The organism is Rhodococcus sp. H36-A4 (genome assembly GCF_027158005.1).
GTDB lineage: Bacteria > Actinomycetota > Actinomycetes > Mycobacteriales > Mycobacteriaceae > Rhodococcoides.
This window is the reverse complement of sequence record NZ_JAPVLQ010000008.1, coordinates 21,052-46,125: the sequence shown is the minus strand read 5'-3', so window position 1 is coordinate 46,125 and position 25,074 is coordinate 21,052. Positions and strand designations below refer to the sequence as shown.

23 protein-coding genes and 1 pseudogene are annotated in these 25,074 nt (G+C 62.4%); 10 read left to right on the top strand and 14 right to left on the bottom strand.

Annotated features, from left to right (window positions below; translation table 11 throughout):
- Positions 1-2: 2 nt before the first annotated feature.
- Entirely contained in the window at positions 3-935 is a 933-nt protein-coding gene (locus O1W68_RS19525; protein ID WP_269306392.1) for a diacylglycerol kinase, read from the bottom strand.
- Positions 932-2,512, bottom strand: a complete 1,581-nt coding sequence (locus O1W68_RS19520) for an FAD-binding oxidoreductase (RefSeq protein ID WP_269306486.1) — start codon at positions 2,510-2,512, stop codon at positions 932-934. The genes O1W68_RS19525 and O1W68_RS19520 overlap by 4 nt, the downstream gene beginning before the upstream one ends.
- 62 nt (positions 2,513-2,574) lie before the next feature.
- Here O1W68_RS19520 and O1W68_RS19515 point away from each other — a divergent pair, with 62 nt between their 5' ends.
- From O1W68_RS19515 to O1W68_RS19500, 4 genes and pseudogenes are all read left to right on the top strand, one after another.
- Positions 2,575-3,156 (top strand): TetR/AcrR family transcriptional regulator, encoded by a 582-nt coding sequence (locus tag O1W68_RS19515; protein ID WP_269306390.1) that lies wholly within the window; start codon positions 2,575-2,577, stop codon positions 3,154-3,156.
- Positions 3,153-4,691 carry a glycerol-3-phosphate dehydrogenase/oxidase gene (locus O1W68_RS19510; RefSeq protein WP_269306388.1) on the top strand — a complete coding sequence of 513 codons (1,539 nt, stop codon included), beginning with the start codon at positions 3,153-3,155 and terminating at the stop codon, positions 4,689-4,691. Before O1W68_RS19515 ends, O1W68_RS19510 begins: the two co-directional genes overlap by 4 nt.
- Positions 4,597-4,878, top strand: a pseudogene (locus tag O1W68_RS21560) (DUF2256 domain-containing protein); the annotation flags it as partial. The gene O1W68_RS19510 and the pseudogene O1W68_RS21560, both read left to right, overlap by 95 nt.
- Positions 4,879-4,893: 15 nt before the next feature.
- The gene (locus tag O1W68_RS19500) at positions 4,894-5,145 is read left to right on the top strand and encodes a DUF3253 domain-containing protein (RefSeq protein WP_269306484.1); all 252 of its coding nucleotides are present in this window, start codon (positions 4,894-4,896) and stop codon (positions 5,143-5,145) included.
- A gap of 10 nt (positions 5,146-5,155) precedes the next feature.
- Here O1W68_RS19500 and O1W68_RS19495 read toward each other — a convergent pair whose 3' ends face one another.
- Positions 5,156-6,415, bottom strand: coding sequence for a DUF4185 domain-containing protein (locus O1W68_RS19495; protein WP_269306387.1), 1,260 nt, complete (start codon positions 6,413-6,415; stop codon positions 5,156-5,158).
- Positions 6,416-6,667: 252 nt separating this feature from the next.
- On the opposite strand from O1W68_RS19495, the gene O1W68_RS19490 reads away from it, so the two are divergent.
- The 3 genes from O1W68_RS19490 to O1W68_RS19480 all read left to right on the top strand — a co-directional run bounded on the left by O1W68_RS19490 (position 6,668) and on the right by O1W68_RS19480 (position 10,432).
- Positions 6,668-7,045, top strand: coding sequence for a PLD nuclease N-terminal domain-containing protein (locus tag O1W68_RS19490; RefSeq protein WP_269306386.1), 378 nt, complete (start codon positions 6,668-6,670; stop codon positions 7,043-7,045).
- Positions 7,046-7,157: 112 nt separating this feature from the next.
- Positions 7,158-9,446: an excinuclease ABC subunit UvrA gene (locus O1W68_RS19485; protein ID WP_269306384.1), complete on the top strand. Its 2,289-nt coding sequence runs from the start codon at positions 7,158-7,160 to the stop codon at positions 9,444-9,446.
- Positions 9,447-9,487: 41 nt separating this feature from the next.
- Positions 9,488-10,432 (top strand): ABC transporter substrate-binding protein, encoded by a 945-nt coding sequence (locus O1W68_RS19480; protein WP_269306482.1) that lies wholly within the window; start codon positions 9,488-9,490, stop codon positions 10,430-10,432.
- A 24-nt stretch (positions 10,433-10,456) separates the two neighbouring features.
- Here O1W68_RS19480 and O1W68_RS19475 read toward each other — a convergent pair whose 3' ends face one another.
- Positions 10,457-12,064 carry an MFS transporter gene (locus O1W68_RS19475; RefSeq protein ID WP_269306383.1) on the bottom strand — a complete coding sequence of 536 codons (1,608 nt, stop codon included), beginning with the start codon at positions 12,062-12,064 and terminating at the stop codon, positions 10,457-10,459.
- A 158-nt stretch (positions 12,065-12,222) separates the two neighbouring features.
- On the bottom strand, positions 12,223-12,921 hold the full coding sequence (locus O1W68_RS19470; protein ID WP_269306381.1) for a helix-turn-helix transcriptional regulator: 699 nt from the start codon (positions 12,919-12,921) through the stop codon (positions 12,223-12,225).
- 73 nt (positions 12,922-12,994) lie between these two features.
- Here O1W68_RS19470 and O1W68_RS19465 point away from each other — a divergent pair, with 73 nt between their 5' ends.
- Positions 12,995-13,726 (top strand): alpha/beta fold hydrolase, encoded by a 732-nt coding sequence (locus O1W68_RS19465; RefSeq protein WP_269306379.1) that lies wholly within the window; start codon positions 12,995-12,997, stop codon positions 13,724-13,726.
- A gap of 124 nt (positions 13,727-13,850) precedes the next feature.
- On the opposite strand, the gene O1W68_RS19460 is transcribed toward O1W68_RS19465, so the two are convergent.
- Genes O1W68_RS19460 through O1W68_RS19420 form a run of 9 tightly spaced genes read right to left on the bottom strand, consistent with a single transcriptional unit; the run spans position 13,851 to position 23,196 of the window.
- Positions 13,851-15,041: a CaiB/BaiF CoA transferase family protein gene (locus O1W68_RS19460; protein ID WP_269306377.1), complete on the bottom strand. Its 1,191-nt coding sequence runs from the start codon at positions 15,039-15,041 to the stop codon at positions 13,851-13,853.
- Complete coding sequence (locus O1W68_RS19455; RefSeq protein WP_269306374.1) at positions 15,038-16,501, bottom strand: dihydroorotase; 1,464 nt, start codon at positions 16,499-16,501, stop codon at positions 15,038-15,040. Before O1W68_RS19455 ends, O1W68_RS19460 begins: the two co-directional genes overlap by 4 nt.
- A 30-nt stretch (positions 16,502-16,531) precedes the next feature.
- Positions 16,532-17,887, bottom strand: a complete 1,356-nt coding sequence (locus O1W68_RS19450; protein ID WP_269306372.1) for an FAD-dependent oxidoreductase — start codon at positions 17,885-17,887, stop codon at positions 16,532-16,534.
- Positions 17,884-18,516 (bottom strand): hydantoin racemase, encoded by a 633-nt coding sequence (locus O1W68_RS19445; RefSeq protein ID WP_269306370.1) that lies wholly within the window; start codon positions 18,514-18,516, stop codon positions 17,884-17,886. Before O1W68_RS19445 ends, O1W68_RS19450 begins: the two co-directional genes overlap by 4 nt.
- Positions 18,517-18,529: 13 nt before the next feature.
- A complete protein-coding gene (locus O1W68_RS19440; RefSeq protein WP_269306369.1) occupies positions 18,530-19,234 on the bottom strand; it encodes an ABC transporter ATP-binding protein in 705 nt (234 codons plus the stop codon).
- A complete protein-coding gene (locus O1W68_RS19435) occupies positions 19,231-19,953 on the bottom strand; it encodes an ABC transporter ATP-binding protein (RefSeq protein WP_269306367.1) in 723 nt (240 codons plus the stop codon). Before O1W68_RS19435 ends, O1W68_RS19440 begins: the two co-directional genes overlap by 4 nt.
- Positions 19,950-20,993 (bottom strand): branched-chain amino acid ABC transporter permease, encoded by a 1,044-nt coding sequence (locus O1W68_RS19430; protein WP_269306365.1) that lies wholly within the window; start codon positions 20,991-20,993, stop codon positions 19,950-19,952. The genes O1W68_RS19435 and O1W68_RS19430 overlap by 4 nt, the downstream gene beginning before the upstream one ends.
- On the bottom strand, positions 20,990-21,979 hold the full coding sequence (locus tag O1W68_RS19425) for a branched-chain amino acid ABC transporter permease (RefSeq protein ID WP_269306364.1): 990 nt from the start codon (positions 21,977-21,979) through the stop codon (positions 20,990-20,992). Before O1W68_RS19425 ends, O1W68_RS19430 begins: the two co-directional genes overlap by 4 nt.
- Positions 21,976-23,196, bottom strand: a complete 1,221-nt coding sequence (locus O1W68_RS19420; protein WP_269306362.1) for an ABC transporter substrate-binding protein — start codon at positions 23,194-23,196, stop codon at positions 21,976-21,978. Before O1W68_RS19420 ends, O1W68_RS19425 begins: the two co-directional genes overlap by 4 nt.
- 241 nt (positions 23,197-23,437) lie before the next feature.
- Here O1W68_RS19420 and O1W68_RS19415 point away from each other — a divergent pair, with 241 nt between their 5' ends.
- Both O1W68_RS19415 and O1W68_RS19410 read left to right on the top strand, forming a co-directional pair.
- Complete coding sequence (locus tag O1W68_RS19415; protein ID WP_269306360.1) at positions 23,438-24,238, top strand: IclR family transcriptional regulator; 801 nt, start codon at positions 23,438-23,440, stop codon at positions 24,236-24,238.
- Positions 24,235-25,074 (top strand): HpcH/HpaI aldolase/citrate lyase family protein, encoded by an 840-nt coding sequence (locus O1W68_RS19410; protein WP_269306358.1) that lies wholly within the window; start codon positions 24,235-24,237, stop codon positions 25,072-25,074. The genes O1W68_RS19415 and O1W68_RS19410 overlap by 4 nt, the downstream gene beginning before the upstream one ends.

The window sequence follows — 25,074 nt, the reverse complement described above, 5'->3', positions numbered from 1 at the left end:
CTCTAGCTGCTGTGAGGCACCAGGACATGTAACGCCCGTGGCACCGACTCGACTTCGGCGGGCAGCCTGCCGACGCGTTCACCGTCTGCATAGGCGTTGATTCCGGGCGAGTCGACGGTGATGGATCGGGCTCGGTAGGTGCTCACCTCTTCCCGCTCGACGTGAGTACCGCGAAATACACTGGGAAAGAACCGAATCAGCCGCATGCGCGAACCTGATGCGACAACAGTGATGTCTAGCAGTCCGTCGGTTCGGTCGGCATCGGGACAGATGAGCATGCCGCCGCCGTAGGAGCGGGTGTTGCCGACCGCCACCAGGGTCACATCTAGTTCGAGGACCTCGTTGCCGTCGAGTACCAGCCGAAACGGCAACGGTTTCAAGTTCAGGAACTCGGCGACGATGGCAACGTTGTAGCGCATCCGCCCGTGCGGCCAGTGCATCCGATTGGTGCGATCACTGACCAGTGAATCGAGCCCGGACGCCATGACGGTGCCGAACCAGCGTTCGGTGCCGTCCTGCGTGCGGATACGTCCGAGGTCGACGTGTTCGGTCCAGCCATCGGCCACGATCTCGGCTGCCGCCTCGGGATCGTCTGTGGGAAGCTGGTATTCACGGGCGTGGTCGTTTCCGGTTCCGGCTGGAATGATCCCCAGCGGGACGTCGGTGCCCGCGAGCACCTGCAAGGCAATGGAGATGACTCCGTCTCCGCCCACGACGACGAATGCGTCGGTACCGAGTTCGAGTGCCTCACGCGCAAGGGTCAGCGCATGTGCGCTGTCGATCCCGACGATGGCACGCACGTCGATCCCCAACTGCTGAAACCGCGTCACTGCGCGGGTGGCCGCGTGCGGCGCATTACCGTGCCCAGCTGCGGGGTTGGCCAGGAGCGTGATGCGGCGAATCTCGCGTTGGCGTCGTTCACCTTCCCGGGTCACGGGATCAGCTTACCCGGGTTGAGTATGCCTGCGGGGTCCAATGTTCGCTTCACCGCGCGCAGCACCTCGATTCCAAGGTCGCCGATTTCCTCGGTCATCCAGACCCGGTGGTCGGCGCCGACTGCGTGATGATGAGTGATGGTGCCGCCGTTGCTCACGATCGATTGCGATACAGCAGTTTTCACTGTCTGCCACTGCACGATGGCATCGCCACGCTGACCTGCAACGACGGTGAAATACAGCGACGCGCCGGTTCGGTACACGTGCGAAATATGGCACAGAACCAGAGCGGGGGTGCCGGTTTCACTCAGTGCCGAGGTCAAGACCTCGGTGACGGTGGCTTTGAGGTGAAGCAGGTTGGACCAGGTGGTTGCGGTCTCCAGCGTCTCGCAGAGTGCGCCCGAGTCGAGCAGTGCATCCCGCAAGTAGGGTGCCCCGAACCGACCATGTTGCCAATCACGCGCAATGTCCTCGCCGAGAGATGTTCCACCGTGAGCCAAGAGCAGGTCGCGGGTCTCCGCGTGCCGGCTGGCGGAGTGCGCTTCGGTACCTTCGAACAGGGTGATCGCCAGGCATCCACCGGCGAGCTGTTCACCACCTATCTTGTCCGAAGTCGCGAGGTTGACGCCGGTTTCTGCCTCGTCGGACAATCGGATGACAGTGGGTCCGCTGTCGGTCTGCTCGACCGCACGCAACGCTGCTGCGCCTGTTGCAAAATCTGGGAAGTTCCAGGCCTCGTAGCGCGTGGTGTCGGGGACACGATGCACCTGTACGCGAACCTGAGTGATGATCCCGAAGATGCCCTCGGAGCCGACGAGCAACTGACGCAGATCAGGACCCGCCGCCGATGCAGGTGCACGGCCGACATCGAGAACTCCGGCGGGAGTGACCATCCGCAGACCTAGAATCATGTCGTCGAAACGGCCGTACCCAGCCGAGTTCTGACCGGAGGATCGCGTCGCTGCGAATCCTCCGATGGTCGCGAACTCGAAGCTCTGCGGGAAGTGCCCCAGCGAAAAGCCTTTGCTACGCAACAACTCCTCGGCGTTCGGCCCGGTCACACCAGCGCCGAGCACGGCCTCTCCGGAAACCTCGTCGAGCGAATGGAGTTCGTCGAAGCGTCGCAGATCCACGGAGACGACTGCCTTGCCCTGTCCGCGTTCGGGGTCGAGACCGCCGACCACGCTGGTTCCTCCGCCGAAGGGAACGACGGCCACCCGCACGGACGAGCAATAGGCAAGAACTGCGGCGATCTCGTCTTCATTCGAAGGCGCGAGCACCGCGTCCGGCGCATCCTGCTCTTCCGTGCTTTTACGGCGCAGCAGATCCAAGGTGGACTTTCCGCCTGCTCGGTACAGGCGGTCGGCGTCTGCCGTACTGATGTGCTCTTCGCCGACGATCTCGGCCAGTGCCGCGCGATCATTCTCCGTGATCGCGGTCGACCGCAGCCGTACCTGCTCCACACCGAGACCGTTGTCGTCCGCCTTGTGCACGCCGAGCACTTGCTCGAGCAAGTTGCTGATGTTTGCGGAGAGAGGCTTCGCGGCATCCGCGCTTCCCCACGCATTCCACTTCATCGGGGGTAGCGGCAGTCCGCCCGTACGAGAGTCCGTTGCAGTCACGTGTTACATTGTTACACATGTTGTCAACCTGTAACGATAGCGTCGACACGGTCGAGGCTCAGGTGCTCGAAGCTGCGGCGCAGTGCGTCGTCGACTACGGTTTCGCGCGGGTCACGCTCGCTGAAATTGCCCGTCGCGCCGAAGTGAGCCGACCGACGATCTACCGAAGATGGCCGGATATGAACTCCGTGTTGGCCGCGGTATTGACCAATCGAATCACCGGAGCCGTCGTTCAGGTTCCCGAGCACGGCGCTTCGCGTGAGCAGTTGGTGGAGAGAATCGTGTCCATCGCAGACCTGCTGCGCAGTGACGCAGTGGTGATGTCGGTGCTGCACACTGCACCCGAATTCTTGATGGTCTACATCACCGGAAGACTCGGCACCAGTCAGCACTTCGCGATCGCGACACTCGAAAGCGGGATAGCGCGAGGACAGGCTCACGGCAGCATCCGCAACGGCAACACCCGCGAACTGGCCGCTATGGTGCTGCTCACCGTGCAGTCCGTCCTCCAGTCCGGAGAGCTCGTCGAGTCGATTCTCGACGGCGATTCACTCACAACAGAACTCGCCTACATGTTGAACGGATACCTCACCTCGTGACTACTTTGTCCGCATCGCTCGATCGCGTGCGCCGCACGAACGACCTGTCCGCACTCGGCAACGCAACTGAGCCTGTCGACGTCGTCGTCATCGGGGGTGGCATCACCGGCACCGGAGTTGCGCTCGATGCAGCATCACGTGGGCTCAGCGTGGTTCTCGTGGAGAAGCACGATCTCGCTTTCGGCACCAGTCGGTGGAGTTCCAAACTTGTCCACGGAGGACTCCGGTATCTCGCCACCGGCAACGTCGGGATAGCACGACGCAGCTCCGTCGAGCGTGGCTTGCTGATGACCCGCAACGCACCTCATCTGGTGACGGCGATGCCACAGTTGGTGCCCCTGTTGCCATCGATGTCGGCCAGTTCGAAAGCATTGGTGCGGACGGGGTTTCTCGCTGGAGACGTGCTGCGATTCGCCGCGCGCACCCCGGCGTCGACGCTGCCTCGCTCGCGCAAGGTCAGCACCGCGCGGGCAATCGAGCTGGTGCCCGCTGTGGCAAGGGACGGGCTTACCGGCGGTTTGCTCGCGTACGACGGACAGCTCGTCGACGACGCCCGCCTCGTCGTGGCGGTTGCTCGCACGGCGGCTCAGCACGGCGCGCGAATTCTCACCAAAGTCGCGGCGTCCGAGGCCACGGGTTCATCGGTGCGATTGACCGACCAATTGACCGGGGAAAGCTTCGATCTCGCGGCTCGTCTCGTCATCAACGCGACCGGCGTGTGGGCCAGCGAGGTCGACACCTCCATCCGCCTACGCCCCAGCCGTGGAACACATCTGGTGTTCGACGCGAAGTCGTTCGGGAACCCGACGGCAGCATTGACGGTACCGATCCCTGGCGAGACGAACCGATTCGTCTTCGCGATGCCGGAGCAATTGGGCCGGGTGTACGTGGGCCTCACCGACGAAGAAGCCCCAGGTCCGATCCCCGACGAACCGGTAGCGACGGACAAGGAGATCGACTTTCTGCTCGCTACCGTGAACACCGCACTCGTCACCGCAGTCACCCGAAAGGATGTGCTGGGTAGTTTTGCAGGCCTCCGGCCGTTGATCGATACCGGCGAGGGGCGAACTTCGGATGTGTCTCGCAACCATGCGGTGCTGGAGTCCCCGAACGGCGTGTTCAGCGTGGTCGGCGGGAAGCTCACCGAGTTCCGACATATGGCACAGGACGTCCTCGACCGCGCCGGGTGTGCCCGGGGTCTCGAACTCGCGCCGTGCCGGACTCGTTCGTTGCCACTGGTAGGTGCTCCAGGAAATCCGGCGACGCCACTCGCTCCCCCGCGGGACAGCGTGCCAGCATCCGCAGTCGCACGGTACGGAGGCGAAGCCTCGACAGTCATCGAAAATGCAACGTGCGAACGCCCCCTCGAGCGGGTTGCCGACGGGATCGACGTCACCCGCGCCGAATTCGAATTCGCTGTTCGGCACGAGGGCGCACTCGATGTGTCCGACATCGTCGACCGCCGCACCCGAATCGGCCTGGTCGCCGAGGATCGTGCATCTGTGGTCGACGTCGCCGCAACGTTCGTCCATTAGCCCGGCCCGCTGCCGACCTACTGCGGATCGAACTACAGCGGATCGAACTACATTGGATGAGGTGGCCCACAAGAAGCGCGCACAGCCCTCACCCGAGGACAAGACCTGCATGTCCTGCGGGCGGCGCATCGAGTGGCGTAAGAAATGGGAAAACAACTTCGATGACGTCAAATTCTGTAGCGACGCATGCCGAAGGAACAAGGTGAGCAGCACCGACCTCCGGATCGAGCAGAAGATCAGAGAGCTACTCGACGCGCGGGCGCGGGATGCGACGATCTGTCCGTCCGACGTCGCCCGGGCGATGTCCGACAACGACTGGCGGGATCTGATGGAACCGGTGCGAAAGGCCGCCAGACGACTGGTCGACGCCGGCGAGGTGGAGATCACCCAGAAGGGCTCGATAGTGGACCCGTCGACAGCAAGGGGACCGATTCGAATCCGCTGGGCTCGTTAGGTACGAACTGTCAGCGGGCGAGTGCGTCGAGGTTGGTCTCGAGCAGCAGTACGTTGTAGTCCGACCACCTCGAGGCCGTGAAGTAGAGCTTGTTGCCACTAGTCACCGGATGGATGAAGGGTGCGTAGATGCCGCCTGCCGTCTGCCGCGAGTCCAGCAAAGTGGTCGGAGCGCTCCACGGGCCTTCGGGCTTCTCGGCGGTGCGCGCCAACAGAGTTCGATCGATTTCGTTGCCGTACATCATCACGTACCGCTGCAGGTGATCGTTCCAGGCAACGGACATCTCGCTGACCGGCTCCTTGACGGTGGAAACGGAGTCAGCGACATTCTTCGACCACGGATCGGCCGGATCCTGTGTCGAGTATTCGTATGCGCCGAGGTTCAAAATTTCGTCGGGCATCACGCGTGCCACGAAGGCTGCGCCGAAACGTCCGTTGGGCGTACCGAATTGGTAGATGTACCCATCCTGGCCCTTCGCATACGCATTCATCTGATACTTGCCGTTGCTCTCCTCGACCTGCGCCAGTCCCGGGATCGTGACGCCTGCATTGGCTCGAATGGTGGGCAGTGACGTCGTCCAGGTCTGTACGTTGTCGGTGGAGGTCGCGATCGCCGAGAAGTTGGTGACCCACCGTCCCGGTGCACCCCATTCCCGCACCGACATGTAGTTCATGTACTGCACACCCTTGATGGAAATAGCTGCGGTGGGAATGACCGTGTCCTCGACGCCTGCCACTCCGAGACTCGGCACGACCTCACTTGCAAATCTTGGCGCTCCGGGCTCGACGACGGCACCGGAACTCGTGTCGAGTGGTACTCCGTCGGTGATGGTGATGCCGTCGGACAGATTGGTGTCGTTGGACCGCATCAGTACGTTGCTGCGCCACTCCGATCCTGGCAGCGAGCAGTTGCCGAACGTGTCACCGAACGCCATCAATGTCTGACCGGCACCGTTGTCCCAGCTGATGCCGAGGTCGGTCCCCGAAATGCCGAATCGGTCGTAGGTGTTGTTGGGGCTGACCGGGCCGGTCACCCACGCTACCGAGGAGGTATTGCCCGAGATTGCAGGTAGTGGGCCTTGAGGTCCTGCGGGAGCTTTCCCCGGTCCTCCGCGCGAACTGCCCGAAGAGCCGAACAGCGGCGAAGATCCTGAACCGCCCGCGCCGCCACACGGTTCGGCGGTCGCGATGGGTGAGGAGAGAACGCTGAGTCCACTGGCCAGCAGGGTCAGGACCGCACCCACCGCGATCTGCCGACTACGTGCGCGCATGAACGCTCCCACTCGTTGGTGTGTCCTTCGTGGTGTTACTGGTGTTGCCACTGCGACTGTTGGGGAGAGTGTTACTCAAATCGTTTCATCGCGCAAGAAGCCGAGGCGTGTCGATACTTGACAAATGCGCAATTGGCAGAGTTACACACATGGGATTCGTCCGGGCCCAGCGCAAGGATGCCCGACTGGTGGCGATTGTTACGATCCCATCGGTAAAAGACCGTGTGGTCTCGGATGTGGAAGGGTGTCGGAATGCCTTATTTCGGATTACTGGTGACGCTGCTGTGGGTGTTCTGTCTCATCGACGTGATCACCGCGGACGACGGCGGGGTGCGGTACTTGCCGAAGATGGTGTGGTTGCTGCTCGTGGTCTTCGTTCCGTTGGCGGGGTCGGTTGTATGGCTGGTGGCGGGCCGACCTATCGGTGGCGGCATCTGGGGCGGAGCCGGCGGCGGAAGTATCGCGCGGCGGCAGAACTCGTCCGAGTTCCCGGAATACGAAACCCGCCCGGGTCGTCATCTTGCGCAAGACCCGGCGGCAGATGAGGAGTTTCTGCGCCAGTGCCGGGCGAGAGCAGAGGACCAACGAAGGACCGAGCGCGAGCGGCGTCAACGAGAAGCCGGCAACTGAACGCCAGGCGGGCGAACTACAGGCGGGCGAGTACGCGTCACTACTAGCGTCACCGTACAGTGTACGGTAGGATGGCGAGCTGCACGCTTCGAGTGCGAGACCATCCGGCTCCGTGAAAGGTGACACTCCCATCACAACCTCGGCCGACCCACTGTCCACCATCCTTGTGCGCGGAGCACGCGAGAACAATCTCCGCGAGGTCGATCTGGACCTTCCGAAGCGAAAGCTCGTCGTATTCGCGGGAGTTTCCGGATCGGGCAAGTCCTCCCTCGTGTTCGACACCATCGCCGCCGAAGCGCAGCGGCAGATCAACTCGACGTTCACGGCTTTCGCTCAAACATTTCTCCCGTCCTACGGACGGCCCGACGCGGACCTCATCGCCAATCTCTCTGCGGTCATCGTCGTCGACCAGAAGCGACTCTTCGGTGGGCCCCGGTCCACGGTCGGCACGATCACCGACATCGGGGACTGGCTACGCATGCTGTGGTCGCGGGGAGTCACGCCGTCCATCGGGTACGCCAACGCCTTCTCCTTCAACGACCCTGCGGGTATGTGCCAGGAATGCGACGGGCTCGGCGAGGCCAAGGTCGTCGATCGCGACGAACTCGTCGACGTGTCGAAGTCACTGCGCGAGGGACCTTTCAAACATCCGGATTTCGAACCCGGCAAATGGCCGTACCGAGTTTTCGCAGATTCCGGATTGTTCGATCTCGATGTGCCCGTGGAGCAATACTCCGCCCGCGAACGCCACATCTTCTTCGACGCCAAACCAGGTGAGATCGACGTGCTCAACCCCGATGCCGTGATGAAGAGCTACGAGGGGATCCTCTCTCGGTTTCGGCGCAGCTATCTGTCCAAGGATGCCGACGCGCTCAAGGGCAAAGCGAAGCTCGCCTACGATCGCATCGTCACTCGCGGAACTTGCACGGACTGCGGCGGCACTCGATACAACGAGACCATCCGCAATGCGACATTGGAAGGCCTCTCCCTTCCCGACGCGTTTGCCATGCAGGTCTCCGATCTCGCGGACCGCATCGACACGTGGAGGCTGAAAGATCTCGACGGTCCGCGCATGGAGATCGTGACTCAACTGCGCAGACTCGTCGACCTAGGTCTCGGTTATCTCAGCCTCGATCGCGCCACGGCGTCACTCTCCGGGGGCGAATCGCAGCGCATCAAGATGGTCCGGCATCTCGGCGCCACGCTCAACGACATGCTCTACGTCTTCGACGAGCCCACCACGGGGTTGCATCCACGCGACGTGCACCGGCTGGACGAGATGCTGCTTGCATTGCGAGACAAGGGAAACACCGTCTTGGTGGTCGAACACGATCCCGAGGTCATGTCGATTGCAGATCGCATCGTCGAAATCGGTCCCGGTGCAGGTAAAGCCGGCGGAACGGTCGTATTCGAGGGCACGTACGAAGAGCTCACCGAGGCCGATACACGTACGGGCGTCGCCCTGCGACGCGAGAATGCCACGGTCCGCACACCCAGGACTCCGACCGGGTACCTGCATATCAGTGGAGCGAACACCCACAATCTTCAGAACGTCAGCGTCGAGATACCCCTGGGCGTCATGACGGTCGTCACCGGCGTCGCCGGCTCCGGCAAGTCGAGTCTCGTTCACGGGCATCTTCGCGAGGTTGCACCCGATGCCGTCATCATCGACCAGGCACCGATTCGCGGGTCCAGAAGATCCTCGCCTGCCACGTACACGGGTCTGCTCGATCCCATTCGCGCGTACTTCGCCAAGAAGACCGGCCAACCGGCGTCGTTGTTCTCCCCCAACTCCGATGGCGCGTGCTCCGATTGTCAAGGAAGCGGCGTCATCTTCACCGACCTCGGATTCACCGATCCGGTTTCGAGCACGTGTGAAACGTGTCAGGGCAGACGCTTCCGCCCCGGAGCCATCCGGCACAGCGTCGACGGCGTCAGCATCGCCGACATCTTCGAGATGTCCGTCGAGGACGCTCAGGACTTCTTCGACGTCAAGAAGATTCGCGACATTCTTCGTCGATGCATGGACGTCGGCCTCGGCTATCTTTCGCTTGGACAGAACCTGTCGTCGTTGTCCGGTGGCGAACGCCAGCGCCTCAAACTGGCGGCAGAACTCGTCGGGTCGTCACCGATTCTGGTGTTGGACGAACCGACGACGGGCTTGCATCCGTCGGATGTCGCCAACCTGATCGAACTGCTGTCCGGCATGGTCGACGAGGGACGCACTGTCATCGTCATCGAACACAACCTCGACGTCGTCGCTGCTGCGGACTGGGTCATCGATCTCGGCCCGGATGGTGGCCACAATGGTGGGCTGATCACCTTCACCGGAACTGTGGCAGACCTGGTGCAGACCGAGACGCACACCGGGACATACTTGGCTCGTAGTCTCGGGCGTTAATTCATTTCGTCCGACGAGCTGGAGGTCAATTTTTCGTGCACATGCGGCGATCGTTCAAGGCCATACTCGGCACGGCAGTACTCGCCCTGGTGGTGGGCGGATGCAGTGGGTCAGCTGACGACCCGCCAGACATATCGGCACAGGATTCGTCGACGTCATCGGCCGACGGCTCGTTTCCCAAGACTGTGGTTTCCGGTCCCGCCGATTCCGGAGTCGACATCACCATCGAGTCGCGCCCGAAGTCGATCGTGTCTCTCAGTCCGACTGCCACCGAGACGTTGTTCGCCATAGGTGCGGGCGATCAGGTGGTTGCCGTCGACAGCCAGTCGGACTATCCGACCGATGCGCCGAAGACCGACTTGTCGGCCTACACCCCCAGTCTCGAAGCGATCGTGGGATACGAACCAGACCTCGTCATCGCCTCGGACGATATCGGCGGGTTGGTCTCCGGCCTCGTAACGGCACAGATTCCGACGCTGCTGCTGCCTGCCGCAACGAGCATCGACGACGCCTACGCCCAGATCGAGCGAGTCGGTGACGCCACCGGTCGTGAAGCCGAAGCCGACTCGGTGGTCGAGCAGACTCGGACCCGCATCGAGGACGCGGTCGCCAGTGTCCCCGCAGGCGAGCTCACCTATTTTCACGAACTCGACGCCGAGCTGTACACCGTGACGAGCCAGAGTTTCGTCGGCCAACTTTACGGACTGTTCGGTCTCACGAGCATCGCCGACGGCGCGGGAAGCAACTACCCGCAACTCGCCGCCGAGTCGGTGGTGACGGACGATCCCGACATCATCTTTCTGGCGGATTCGCAGTGCTGCGGCGTCACCGCAGAATTGGTTGCCGCGCGGCCTGGGTGGAGTTCGATGCAGGCTGTGCGGGATGGACGGATCTACGCGATGGACGAGGACCTCTCGAGCCGATGGGGCCCACGTATCGCCGATCAGGTCGAGGCGATTGCAGCGGTGCTCACCGGCGACAAATAACCCCGACGCTCTTGCCAGGTCCACTCACGGATCTGCGGTCACCGAAGTGGAAGGCGCCTCTCGCGGGACCCTACCGGTGAAGAACAGGGCGCATACGCCGATCAATGCGGCAATGGAAAGGGCCACACGCAGGGCCTCGAGGCGAGCATCGGAATTGACGTCGACGATCTGCGCGGCACTCGACTGCGGGACCGCTGCGCCGGCCAGTGCTGCCTCGAGCTGCGTGTCCGAAAGAAATGGAACGCCGCTCGCGAGTTCGGTGCTCGCCTGCGCTTTCACCGAGTCCGGAACGTCGGGGTTCAGCTGCACGCCGGCAACGATCGCCGCGCTCAGGGTGGCGATGAGTACCGACCCGATCAGTGCGGTTCCGAGTGATGCTCCGAGGTTCGTTGCGGTGTTCTGTAACCCGCCGACTTCCGCGCTCTGCGAATCCGGCACGGCGGAGACGGTAATGGCGCCAAGTTGCGAGGCCAATGCCCCGAGTCCCAGCCCCAGCAGGACCATCGGGACCGCCACGATGCTCGCATTGGCTCCGGGATCCAATCCGGTGACCAGTACGAGAATGCCGACGATCATCGCCCCCCAACCCAATCGAACTACTCGACGAGGGTTGGCGCGGGGCCAGAGTTTGGGAATACCTGCGGCCGCGAGCAGGAGTGCGACCGAGAGTGGAAGGATCCGAAGCCCGGTCTGCAGTGCGCTCAGTTCCAGGACCACCGACAGGAACAACGGCACTGTGAAGAAGACGCCGGCTTGAACCGTGAACTGCGCGAAGAACATCGTGAGGCCGCCGGAAAGTTGCCGGTTGCGAAGCACCTTGGGATCGATCAGCGGCTCCCGTCCGCTCTCGGCAAGGTGCGTCTGCCATCTCATGAACACGTACAGGAGCAACGCGCCTGCCAGCAGTAGCCAGATCACCGGGGACAGTCCTGCTATCTCGGCGCCGCCCGGGGTGGGACGAATCCACCCCCACTCCCCCGATCTGAGAACTCCGAAGACGAGCATTCCCAAGCTTGCCACCGACAATGCGGAGCCGACGAGATCGAGTCGGACACGGACCGGCGGAACATCATTGATGCGGCGCAACACCATCAAGATTGCCACGACCAGAAATGCCTCGCCGACGAAGACATATCGCCACGACGCGAACGTAGTGACCGCACCACCGATCAGCGGGCCGGCTGCCACCGCCATGGCACCTGCGGCGGCAACCAAACCGTATGCGGCAGCTCGCTTTTCCGGCGGAAAATTTGCCGCGACCAAAGCCACGATCGCCGGCATGATCAGCGCCGCGCCCACGCCTTCGAGGAAAGCCCACCCGATCAACAGCACCGTAAGATTGGGAGCCGCTGCGGTGGTCAACGTCCCGACCCCGTAGATCACGAGTCCGAGTGCGAAAGCTCTTCGCCTTCCCAGGATGGTGCCGATCTTTCCGCCGGTGATCATCAGCGTCGCCATGACGAGCGTGTACAGCGTGATCGCGGTTTGGATGCCCGTTATCGTGGTGCCGAGATCCTCGGCAACCGTAGCCATCGACACGTTCATGACCGAGCTGTCCAGAGTCATCAAGAACTGGCTCGATGCGAGCACCGTCAGCACCAGTCCCGAGCCAGTCTTCGTTGTGGCAGTCATGGACACCCCTGTGTTAGGGGCTCAGTATTGCGCAGCTGGATCCGCCGGAGATCACCCGTTGAAGGTGACCAAGGCCGATCACCCGCAACCGCCATCGCCGAGGCGGGATCACCAGCAAGGTGTCCAGATGTCTCGATCGCACAGGTTGATCGATCGATTCACTCCCCCCGGCCGGTTACCGGTCTGGCGTTCGCCGGGGGTTCGCCGACTTCGTCGATGGTATGGCCGCTGCAGGCCGTCTTGGTTACGGTGGCCCGCTCGACGCGCGAGAGAGCAAACCATCGCATTGCGTCGCGCTTGCGGCACCATCCAATCAAGTACCACAGGCCGTTCGTGGAGGCGAACAGCACGGGCTCGACGTCGCGGGTGGTCGTGGCGCCGTCTCTCGATGTGTAGCGAATACGGAGCACTCGCTGCTCGGCCATCGCCTCTTCCATGGCCGACTTGGTTGAGCGTGACGATGAGGGACCCGCGTCTACCCACACACGGCGAGCTAAATTGTCGGCCCTTGCACGCGTGATGGGATCGAGAACGTCCATGACCTTTCGGATGCCGGCTGCTGCCAGATCGGAGTAGGGGGCATCGGCCGCGGCGGACACGGCCGCCATGAGCGCCACAGCCTGCGCCGGAGACAGACTGACGGGCGGCAAGAACGCGCCTTTGGCAAATCCGTATCCACCGCCCGGACCTGGGCGCGACCATAGAGGCCTGCCGCTGTTCTCCAACGCGTCGAGGTCTCTCTTGATTGTCCGCACCGACACTTCGAACTCTCTCGCCAACCGTTCGGCGGATACCCCACGCGCGCCACTGCGGTGCAACATCTCTGACAGAGCATGGAGCCGTTCTGCTCGCTTCACTAATCGGACCGCGGCCAATTCATGACACAAATAGTGACATACCACTGTCCATCAGGCCTGCGAGAGTTGTGGCATGTCGACCACTATCAGCAGTCCGACCATCATCCTTGTTGCCGGCCACTGGCTGGGTGCTTGGGCGTGGGACGAAGTCCTCGAACACCTGAAAACAGACCAGTCACATGCAGTCGCGATAACACTGCCAGGCCTCGACAGGGACGATCCGGAGCGTGCGGCGAGGACTCTCGACGACCAAGCCGAGGCGATCCTGGACGTCATTGCTCGACACGGGAATCAGCCCGCGATTCTCGTCGCTCACAGTGGGGCCAACGCCCCTGTCAGTCTCGTCATCGACCGACACCCTGAGCTTGTCCAGCGGGTGGTGTGGGTCGACTCCGGCCCCGTAGCAACGGGAAGTGTCCACGCCCCAGACCTCCCGGAGGAGTCGGAGGATCTTCCGCTGCCGTCATTCGACATCCTCGCGCAGCAGGCGAGCCTCGAAGGACTCAGCGCAGAGGTCCTCGAGCGTTTTCGGGCCCGGGCCGTCCCCGAACCCGGCCCCGTACTTCGTCAACAGGTCGAGCTCACGAACGACGCCCGCCGCAAGGTCCAGACCACCCTGGTGTGCTGCTCGATCTCGAGCGCGCAGGTGCTCGAGTTGGCCCGAGCAGGCCATGCCATGTTCGCCGAGGTCGCGAACCTCGAACTTCTCGACGTCATCGACCTCCCGACGGGGCATTGGCCTATGTGGAGCCGTCCCCTCGAACTCGCCAAGGCCATTCACTCAGCGGCTTCTCGCACCAACTGAACCGCACGCACAACCTGAAGGGGTCAGCAGAATCCGGCTGGCCCCTTCGAATGCGTACGCCGCACTATGGGCCGACTGCTGGGCCTGCGCCCGCTGCTATTGCTCGAGTATCCGGTCGATACAGTTAGACGACGCCGGATCTGTGCAGTTCCTCGATCGAATCCACACTGCAACCCAACTCCGCGAGGACCTCGTCGGTGTCGGCTCCGTGCGCGCGCCCGGTGTGCCGGATGCTGCCGGGACTGTCACCCATGCGCCACATGACGTTCTGCATGCGGACAGGACCCAGATCCTCGTCCTCGACGGTGGTCACGATCTCGATCGCGTTCACCTGGGGATCATCGAGTAGTTCACTCGGTTTGTACACCGGAGCCACCGCAGCACCGGCCTTTTCGAACTCGGCGACGACTTCGTCACGGGTTCGATCTGCGATCCAACCGCCCACGTATCCGTCGAGTAGATCGGCATGCGCGGCACGCTCACGCCCCGTCGCGAACCACGGTTCGTCGATGACCTCCGCGTGACCGACCAACCGCAACACCCGCTCGGCGATGGAGTTCGCGCTCGTGGAGATGGCCAGCCAGAAACCATCGGAGGTCTTGTAGAGATTTCGCGGTGCATTGTTGCTCGACCTATTGCCCGAGCGCTCGAGATCGATCCCGAGCTGATCGGCGTAGATGATCCCCGGCCCCACCGCAGTCATGATCGGACTCAGCAGGTCCAAGTCGATGACCTGGCCTTTACCACCGTTGTTCGTTCGATGCAGTAATGCCATGGAGACTGCCGAAGAGCCTGCGATTCCGGCCAGCGAATCGGCGAGGCCGAAAGCAGGCAACGTCGGCGGTCCGTCGGCAGGACCGGTCAGGTGCGCGAATCCGCTCATCGATTCGACGAGTGTTCCGAACGCAGGCCGCTTCGCGTAGGGCCCAGTCTGGCCGAAGCCTGTCACACGCAACAGGATCAAACCTGGGTTGTCTGCCGACAACACGTCGTAGCCGAGACCCCAGCGCTCCAAGGTGCCAGGCCGGAAGTTTTCGACCACGACGTCGGCCTCAGCGACGAGACGGCGAAAGATCTCTGCGCCTTTCTCCTCACCCAGGTTCAACGTCATGGTGCGCTTGTTTCGGCTCACCATCGTCCACCACAGCGGGTGACCGTCCTTGTCCAACCCGTGCCCGCGCATACCGTCGGGCCGGGTCGGATGTTCGATCTTGATGACCTCGGCACCGAAGTCGCCGAGGATCTGCGCCACCAAGGGCCCGGCGAGAATCGTGGAGATGTCGAGGACCTTGATGCCCTCGAGTGGGCCGGTCACTTGTACGGGCGATGCAGGTAGCGGCCGGCCGGGCTGCCGGATACCGAACCGTCGGCCAGCACACGCTGTCCTCGGACGAACGTGTCCGTCACCTTCGCTCCCAGCTCGAAGCCCTCGAACGGGGTGTACTCCTGAGTCGACTCCGAATCTTCCGGACGCACGGTCCACGTGTGATCAGGGTCCACGAGTGCGATGTCCGCATCCATGCCGACAGCGATGTCGCCCTTACCCGGAAGTCCATAGCGCGAAGCTGGATTGAGCGAAGTGAGCTCGGCGATGCGACGCCAGCTGAGTCCACGCTTGCGGCCTTCGGAGACCAAACCGGGGAGCAGGTACTCGGCACCACCGAAACCGGATTTCGCGGCGAAGATGTCGCCACGATCTTCGGCGAACTTCTTCTCGTCCTTGCAGCATGCATGATCGCTGACGACCCAGTCGATGTCACCGGCGAGCAGGTGCTCCCAGAGTGCTTCGACGTCGTCTCGCGGGCGAAGTGGCGGGTTGACCTTACCGCCGAGTCCGTAGGCGGTCTCGATATCGGCCAGTAGGTGACCGATGGTGACCTCACGACGGAAGTTGACGTGCGGGAACGCTTTCGCCATCCGCATCGCGGCCGTCATTGCCTTACGCGAGGACAGGTGCAGCAAGTTGATGTTCGGCAACTGTGTCTCGTCTGCCAGGAACGCCGCGATGGTGACCGCAAGTCCCTCGGAATGCGGCGGGCGGGACGCGCTGTAGGCGGCGAGGCCCTGCAGGGTTCCTTCTTCTTCGACGATCTTGGTGTAGGCACTCATGATCTCGGCGGTCTCACAGTGCAGCGACAGCGAGATGTGTTCGGCCTTGTCGCCCAGCTGTTCACGGGCGGCCTGAATTCCACGCATGACGAATTCGAAATGCGCCAGGTCGTACCGCTCACCTTCCGGCGTCATCAGGAACTCGCTCTGATCGACGCTGCGCCCGTGCAAGCCATGGCTGCCGTAGAACATGAAGATTTTGAACGACGTCACGCCGTGGTCGGCGATGAGCGAGGGGATCTCCGCGATGTGCTCTTTCGACATCGGCGCCAGGTGGTACGCGTAGTCGACGTACGGGCGCCCCTCGGTTGCTTCGAGGACCTTCGGAAACACATCCGCATAGGACCCACCAGTGTTCATGTAGTACTGCCCGGTGCGCATGTAGGACAACGACGTCGTGACGCCGCCCTGCACGCAGGCGCGAGACTCGGTTTCGGCATCTTCACCGAGCGGGTTGTAGATACCCCAGTGCTGGTGTGCATCAACCACTCCGGGGAAGGCGATCTTGCCTGCAGCATCGATCACGGTGTCCGCCGCGTCGGCAGAAATCCCGGCCTCGATTCGAGTGAACTTGCCGTCTTCGATGAGCAGGTCGAGGAGCTCACCGTCTTCGGGGGCATCCGCGCCTGGACGGACGACACGTGCATTGGTGATCAACGTAGACATCTGGTGGATCCTTTCGAAATGGGGAGAAAATCAGATGTAGCCGGCAGCGAGGTACGCCAGGCCGAGAGCAGGTAGCAATCCGTTACCCGCAAGGTAACCAGCGGCACCGTGACCGGAAATTCCCATCGCCGCACCGCCCGACGCGAACAGCCCGTCGATAGCCGTGCCCGACGGCCGCAGCACCCGAGCATTCTCGTCGACGACGAGTCCACCTTGGGTGTGGAACAACGCTGGGACGATCTTGATCGCTGCATACGGCGCTGCCATCCGGTGCTCGAACGAGGTGCGACCGTATGGATCTGCCAGTATGCCCCGGGCGAAGCTGTCGAGAGTGGAGAGTTCGTCCACGACTGCGTCCGAGGGTAGACCTGTCGCCTCGGCAAGCTCCGCGGCGTCGTCCGCCCAGACGAGCGCACCGGACTCTACAGTCTGCCGAAAGTCGGTGAAGGACAGGCACTTTTCGTAGATCGAGCGATCGATGATGATCCACCCCTCGGAGTGTGGTCGGGCCGCGAGGGCGGCCGCGTACTCGGAGTAGCCGGTGGTCTCGTCACCGAACCGTCGGCCTTCCAGATCGAGCACGACTCCACCGTGCATCACCGTTGCCCAACCGACGAGTGTTCCGGCCTTCTTCGACAGCGCCGCATGCCCTTGGTAGGAATCGAGGAACTTCGACTCGGCGCCAAGGCGCGCACCGATACTCAGCGCATCGCCTACCGAATATTCGCTGCCGTGATACCGGGCCGCCGCAATCTCCGGAACGTAGTCTGCGACGAGATCGGGGTCGGCACCGTAACCATTGGTAGCCAACAGCACAGACTTCGTCGGTATCGATTCGGTGCTGCCGTCGGGAAGTACGATCACAACACCGTCGACTCTGCCTTCGACATCGACTGTGACGTCGGTGAGCCGAGCCGGCACCAACAGATCGATCTTCGGCTCCTCGGCGACTGCGCGGACCAGATGATCGACGATGGCGGTACCGTGGCGGCCCTCGACTGTGTGGCAACGCAATTGCGAGTGACCCGGATAGGAAAAGTCGGTAACAAGTTCCAGCGGCATCTGCAGGTAATCGGCCAACCATTCCACCAGTTGCGCGCTGACATTCGCCAGAGTGTGAGCAAGGCGTTCGTCGGCCGTACCGTTGGTCTTACGCAAGATGTCGTCGACGAACTGTCGAGGCGAATCATCGATCCCGGACTCACGCTGCCAGCGTGATCCGGCCCCTGGAATCATGGCCGTCGACATCGCGGTGTTGTTGCCGCGCTTGAAGTGCTCGCTCGCCTCGACGACCAAGACATCGAGCCCACGTTCGGCGGCCCGAAGCGCCGCGACGAGTCCGCCGCCCGCTCCGGCCACGACGAGGTCGGGTCCGTTCTCGCTCATGCCGACGTCACCCATCTCGACTGCAGCCCCAAGAGTTGGAGCGCAATCGCGGTCGGGTCGACGACCAGTGGTCGCACGGGGGGATCAGCCAGTTCCACCGCCGAGCAGGCGTTGATGGCGATGTCACAGGTCATCGATGCCGCACGCTCGGTCACCGCGCGGCCCCAGGCCTGCGAGTCGGCGATATCGGCAACATCGAGGCCGAGGACTTTCGTCGGATCGGCAATGATGTCGTACGACGCCAATCGACGGTCCAATTCCGCTGCGATGGCCTCGTTTCGAGCCAGTGCGCCGACGTGCAGACCCTGCGAGAGGAAGAACGAGGCTGTCAATCGTGACAATCCGTACAGCGGACGCGTGAACGAATCTGCTTCTTCCGCACATGGATCGAGAACGCAGTCTGGTAGAAACCCGTCGAATCCGGTCGGATCGACTGTCCGAAATGCCTCTGCAAGAACCTTTTCCGATGCTCGGATCTCTTCCTCGGTGTCGAGAGCCGAAGGTGCGACTGCGCCGATGTTTCGTAGTTCGACGGACACTGTCTCCGGTGCGAGCTGATCGTAGCGTTCCTGTCGACGACGCAGTTCTGTGTCGTCGACATCGATGGGGGTGAATGCCAAGAGGCGCATGTAGGCGTAACTCCTAAATTCCGAGGTAGGCGGCCTTGACGCGATCGTCGTGAGCAAGCTCGGATCCTGTGCCTGTGAGCACGATCGAGCCGCTCTCGATCACGTAGGCGCGATCGGAGATGTCGAGCGCTTGAGCAGCGTTCTGTTCGACGATGAGCACTGTCACACCGGTATCGCGGATACGCACGATTGCGTCCAGGACCTGAGCGGCCAGTTTGGGGGCCAACCCCACCGATGGTTCGTCGAGCGTGAGAAGCCGGGGCTTCGCCATCAACGCACGACCGATGGCAAGCATCTGTTGCTGTCCGCCGGACATGGTGGCGGCGAGCTGATCACGACGCTCGGCGAGGATGGGGAACAAGTCGTATACCTGGTCCAGGGACTCCTTGACCGTAATGCGCTTCTGTGTGTAAGCACCCATTTCGAGATTCTCGAAGACCGGCAGGGCACCGAACAGTGCACGGTCCTGTGCCACATGGACCAAGCCCGCCTTGACGATCCGGTCGGCCCGCATCCCGTGAATGGGGACCCCGTCCAACATGATTCGACCACCGGTCGGTGAGACCAGCCCCGACAATGCTCGCAAGGTCGTCGTCTTGCCTGCGCCGTTCGCGCCGATGAGCGACACGATTTCGTTCTTGGCGATGGACAGATCCAGTCCATGCAGAATTTCCAGACGCCGATATCCGGCGTGCAAGTTGTCGATCTCGAGCATCATGCCGTCTTCTCCTCACCGAGATATGCCTCGACGACGCGACTGTCCTCGATGACCGTGCGTGGATCCCCGGAGGTCAACACCGCACCTTCGTGCATGACGACGAGTCGCTCGGACAGCGCCATGACGGCCGCCATGATGTGTTCGACGAACAACACGGTCTGGCCCTCGTCGTGCAGAGTGCGCAGCAACTCGATCATCGGTGCCCGCTCGGCTGGTACCAATCCGGCGAGTACCTCGTCGAGCAGCACGACACGTGGCTCCATGGCCAGGGCACGTGCCAGCTCCAGCCGTTTGAGACCGGCAGTGGACATGGTCGACACGTTGCCGCCGACCTGATCCGAGAGCTGCACTCGATCGAGTACCTCGAGTGCGTGTCGGCGCGCGTCCTTGCGCGAGCGACGCTTACTCAGCGCTGCAACGGTGACGTTCTCGAGCACGGACATGGATTCGAACGGTCGCATGAGCTGGAAGGTTCGAACGAGTCCGCTGCGTGCGATCTTGTTGGCCGGCCAACCGGTGATGTCTTTGCCGTCGAAAATGATTCGGCCCTCGGTGGGTAGTTGCTCACCGGACAGAAGCGAAAACAGTGTGGTCTTCCCCGCACCGTTGGGACCGATGATGCCCAGAAATTCGTGCTCGGAAACGTCCAGGGTGACGTTTCGCACGGCATGAATTCCAGAGAAGGATTTACTCAGACCTTCGATGCTCAGCAAGCTCATCGAAACCACCTCTCACGGATAGTGCCGAAGATTCCCTTGGGTAGGAAAATGACGATCAGGATCAAAATCACCGAGTAGACCGCTACGTCGAGACCGATAGCGCCATCGAGGAATCCGAGGAATCCCGGTGGGTTGCGCAGCAGTTCGTTGATGATCTCGGACAGCGGCCCGATTACTGCGGCACCGAGGACTGGGCCCCAGATCGTGCCGATCCCACCGATGACGGCAGGAACGATGGCTTCCACCGATACCGCGGATCCGAAGGCCTGTTCCGGACCGACGAAGAAGTAGTACTGCGTGTAGTACACGCCGGCGACCGCGATAAGTGCACAGCTGGCTGCGACCGCGATGAGGCGGTATTTCATCGTATCGATGCCCAGCGACGCGGCTGCGGTCTCGTCGTCGCGCACCGCTTGCACGAACTGGCCCGCTCGGGACCGCACGTAGAAGATGGTGCCGAGCACGGCAAGCGCGAGAATCACCAACGGGATCCAGATGTAGTTGGGACTGCCCTTCTCGAACTGCAGCATCCACCACGAATCACGAGGCAGGAGCGGCACATTGAATCCTTCGGTCTTGTGGAAGACCTCCAGGTTCTGCACCAGCAACAGGAACATCTGCGCAAAGGCGAAGGTAGCCAACGCGAAATACGAACCGGCGAGCCGATAGCGCAGACACAGATAGGCGAGCAGCGTTCCGACCGAGGCCGAGATCACCGCGGCGACCGCCATCGAGATCCAAGGCGAAATTCCGTGATCCACCAGCAGGTAGGCCCCGGTGTACGCACCGATACCGAAGAACGCGGCGTGGCCGAAGCTGAACATCCCGCCGAAGCCGCTCATGATGTTCCACGCCACTGCCATGAGGGCGAAGATCAGCGTCCGAACTGCAACGGTCTGGGCTTGCTCACCGAGAATCAGTGGCAGCGCCGCTACGACCGCGAATCCGATGACGAGTGCGATGAGCTGCCGTTTCAGCCAGGTGTCTTTCAAACGAGAATCTTCTGGCACTGACGTCGGTGCTGTCACAGTGGCGGTCATCGGCGGGCTCCGTACAATCCTTCGGGCTTGAGAAACAGGACGAGGATGAACACCGCGAACACCAGAATGAGTGACCCGGTACCGGGAAGGAAGAGAGCTCCGACCGTCTGCACCAGGCCGATCACCAAACCGCCGATCACGGCACCGACGACGCTTCCGAGGCCGCCGAGCACGACGATGACGAACGCGAGGATGGTGAACTGCTCTCCCACCGACGGGGTGAGACTGGTGAACGGGGTCATCAATCCCCCGGCGACGGCGACGCATGCCGCACCGATGCCGAAGGTCAGGGCGTAGACGCGGCCGATGTCGACTCCGACGAGTTTGGCTCCCTCGGAGTTCGACGCCACTGCGCGAATGGACAGCCCGAGCGGGGTGCGCTTGAGCACGGCAGTCAATGCGACGGCGACGAGAGCGGCTCCGATGAAGGCCAGAACCCGCGGCCACGACGCCACGGCTCCGAGAATCGAAACCGAGCCGTCGATCGGGGCTTGAACCGATTTCGGCCTTCCCCCGAAGACCATCAGCAGGACGTTGATGATGAGCAGAGACAGACCGAGTGTGACCAGCAGTGGGCCGTCGTGGCTACCGCTGATCGTCAGCTTGGTCAGCAGAGTTGCCTGAACGATCATGCCGAACACGAACATCAGTGGCACCGCGATGACGGTGGCGAGATACACCGGCAGCCCGGCGGTGGACAGTGCGTACACGATGTACATCGCCATCGTCAGCATCGCGCCCTGGGCGAAGTTCACGATGCCCAGTACTCCGAAGATCAGTGTCAGACCGACCGAGATCAGTGCGTACACGCCACCGAGAAGCAGTCCTGATACCAGCGACTGGGTCACCAGCCCTTGATCTTTGCCGCCCACCAGATAAATGACGGCCATGATCACCACGACGACGGCCGCCACGCCCACTGCGGGGTTCATCCCCGACAGCGTGCGCCGCTTGACCGGTACCGTCGCAGTTGCTGCGTCGGTCACTGTCCGGCCCCGACCGGGAACTCGATTGCGTCCGTGGCGAATTCTTCGGGGAAGACCTGCGCTACTGCACCATCGCGGACCTGCATGACGATGACCGTTGCGTTCTTGTTCTGACCGGTCTCGTCGAACTCGATGGGTCCGTCGAACGCGAGCAGTGGATCTTCGACGGAGACACCGGAAATGGCCTCGCGCAAAGCCTCCGGATCGGAGTCCTTCCCATCCTCGAGGCCTGCAGCGATGACCTCGACGGCCTGGTAGGACAGCATCGCTGCGGTCTCCATCGGGCGTCCGAACTGCTGCTGGAAGCGGCCTCGGATCTCGTTGGTGCGCTCGCTCGTCGCGTCGAAGTGGTAGTTGGCGCTGAGCACACCCTCACCGGCAGCTCCGGCCGCAGCAGGGAAGGAGCTGTCGTCGAAGGCGCCGTTGGCGATTCCGTAGACGCCCTTGACCTTCAGGTTCAGCTGCTGAACCGCCTTGGCGATAAGGAGACCGTCCGGGTAGTAACCGGTGGCGACGATGACGTCGGGGTTGCTGACGGATGCTTCCCGAACCTGAGTGGTTGCGTCGGAGAAGTTCGTTGCGGGATAAGTGATTTCCTGCACCGAGGAGATGCCCTGGTTGGCGGCTTCCGCTTCGAATGCGTTGAAAACGCTGTCTCCGAACGATCCTTCGATGTGCAGGTAGGACACCTTGTCGATCGATTGTCCGGTCTGCTGTTCGATTGCCGCCAATGCCTTGGCGCCGTCGGTTCCCATGCTGGATGCGTTGGGCTGCATACGGAACGAGTACTGGTAACCCTGATCGAGAATCTTGTCGTCCACAGCCACATCGATGACGAGAGGCACGCGGGACCGTTCGGCGACCGAGGCGACATTCTGCGTGACGTCACTCTGATAGGTACCGACTAGTGCGACGGCACCCTCGTCGATCAACCGCTGCGCCTCACTCTGCCCGACCTCCGCCTTGCCTTGACTGTCACCGGAGACGAGCTCCAACTGCCGGCCTTCGAGCGAGGAGATTCCACCGGCGGCGTTGATATCGGCAACCGCCAATGCGGCACCGTCGTTCATCAATCCACCGACCCCCGCGAGGGCACCAGTGGTGGGATGAATGGAGCCGATCTTGATGGAGCCCGCGTCGTCGGACCCCGAAGAGGATCCACACGCTGCTGCACCCATTACCGCGACGGCGCTCAGCACGCCTACAAGCTTCTTCATTGTCTGCCTTTCGCGCCCACGAGGCGTCGAGTCGAACCGTCTCCCACTGCGTCGAGCGTTCCGCTCAGCGCACCAGGGAATCGGTGATCTATTCGCGTAAAACCGAGTATGGCACGCATCACGGCCATAGAACAGCATCTTTGATGAAATTCTTGTTACGCATACGGTTCGCTCAGCGGAACGCTACAGTCGACTCGCTTGGTGAACCACAATTTCCCCCCGAATCCGGAAGGATGGCCGAATGGTCACGCCGCCCAGCTCCACATCACTGGCCGAAACATCCACCGGCACAGAGTCAGCAGATCGTGTGGCAGATGTGCTCCTCGCATTCGCACAGTCCGACCGCGCGCTCGGAGTGTCCGAGATCGCCCGACGCCTGCACCTGAGCAAAGCCGTCGTGCATCGGATTCTGCAGTCGCTGGCCTCACGCTCGATCGTGCAGCCGATGGCCGGCGAATCGACGTACTCGCTCGGCCCGGCTGCAATAGGCCTCGGCATGAAGGCATGGAGCCAACTCGACGTCCGATCGATCGCCGCCCCGGTGCTTCGGACACTGCGCGCGGAAACCCGTGAGACGGCGACACTGTCCGTTCTCGTCGGCCACCGGCGCGTCTATCTGGATCAGTACGAAAGTCCACAGGAAGTGAAGATGGTCGTCGAGATCGGTCCCCAGTTCCCGCTGCATTCGGGGGCATCGAGCCGCGCAATCCTGGCCTTCCTGCCGGACCACTTCGCCGTCGAAGCACTCGAGGAACTTCGGGGAACCACCCCCGACGTCGACGCTGTGTCCTTTCGTGAGCGTCTCGCCGAGATCCGCGACATCGGATACGCGACATCGATCAACGAAAGAAACACGGGCGCGGCATCCATCGCTGCACCGTTCTTCGACGCGTCCAATCATGTTCTGGGCTCGGTCAGTTCCTCCGGCCCTGCTTTCCGCTACGCCTCGACCGCGGACGAGAAACATGCCATCCACGCCCGCCAGGTGGTCACCGCGGCTCGGTCGATCACCCAGATCCTGGAAGCTCGTGCTACTCGATGACTCGCACAGATCCTCGCTCGTTCCTCTATGTCCCTGCAATCAAACCCGCTCTTTTCGACAAAGCTGTCCGCGGTGACACGGATGCCGTCATCATCGACCTCGAAGATGCGGTACCTCTGTCCCAGAAGGCAAGTGCACGAGAAGCCGTCAGCGAATGGTTGAAGACGCGCGAGTGTACCGATACCGAGATTTGGGTCCGGATCACTCCCGAATTTTTGGCAGAGGATCTCGACGCAGCCGTCCAGTCCGGCGTCGCGGGCATCATGATCGCCAAATGCTCGACCGCCACGCTGGCCCGCGCGGACGTGCTCCTCACCGAACTCGAGTCGACACGCACGCTGGACACCCTCGCCGTGATCGGGCTACTCGAAACCGCCGACGCCTTACGCTCCATTGCCGCGATGGCCGAATGCGCGCGTGTTCGCACCTTCGGGATCGGCGAGGTGGACCTGCTTGCCAACCTGCGCATCGCGCGCACCCCGGATACCGAAGCCGTGATCGACACCATCCGCATGCAGGTCGTCATAGGTTGCGCTGCAGCATCTCTGGCTGCTCCCGTTGCCCCGACGTCGACAGACTTCCGGGACCTCGACGGCTTCGTGACCACCACCCAGCACTTCGTGGACATGGGCTTCCGCGCCCGAACAGCACTGCACCCGAGCCAGGTTTCCATCATCAACGCTGCCTTGACGCCGTCGGACGAAACAATCGCCTCGGCCCGCCGATTGGTGGAACTGTACGAACTGTCCGACGGCGGTCCGACTGTGGACGACCATGGCCGCTTCGTCGACGAAGCCGTGATGCGCGGTGCGCGGGAAGTCCTGGCTCGGGCGTAG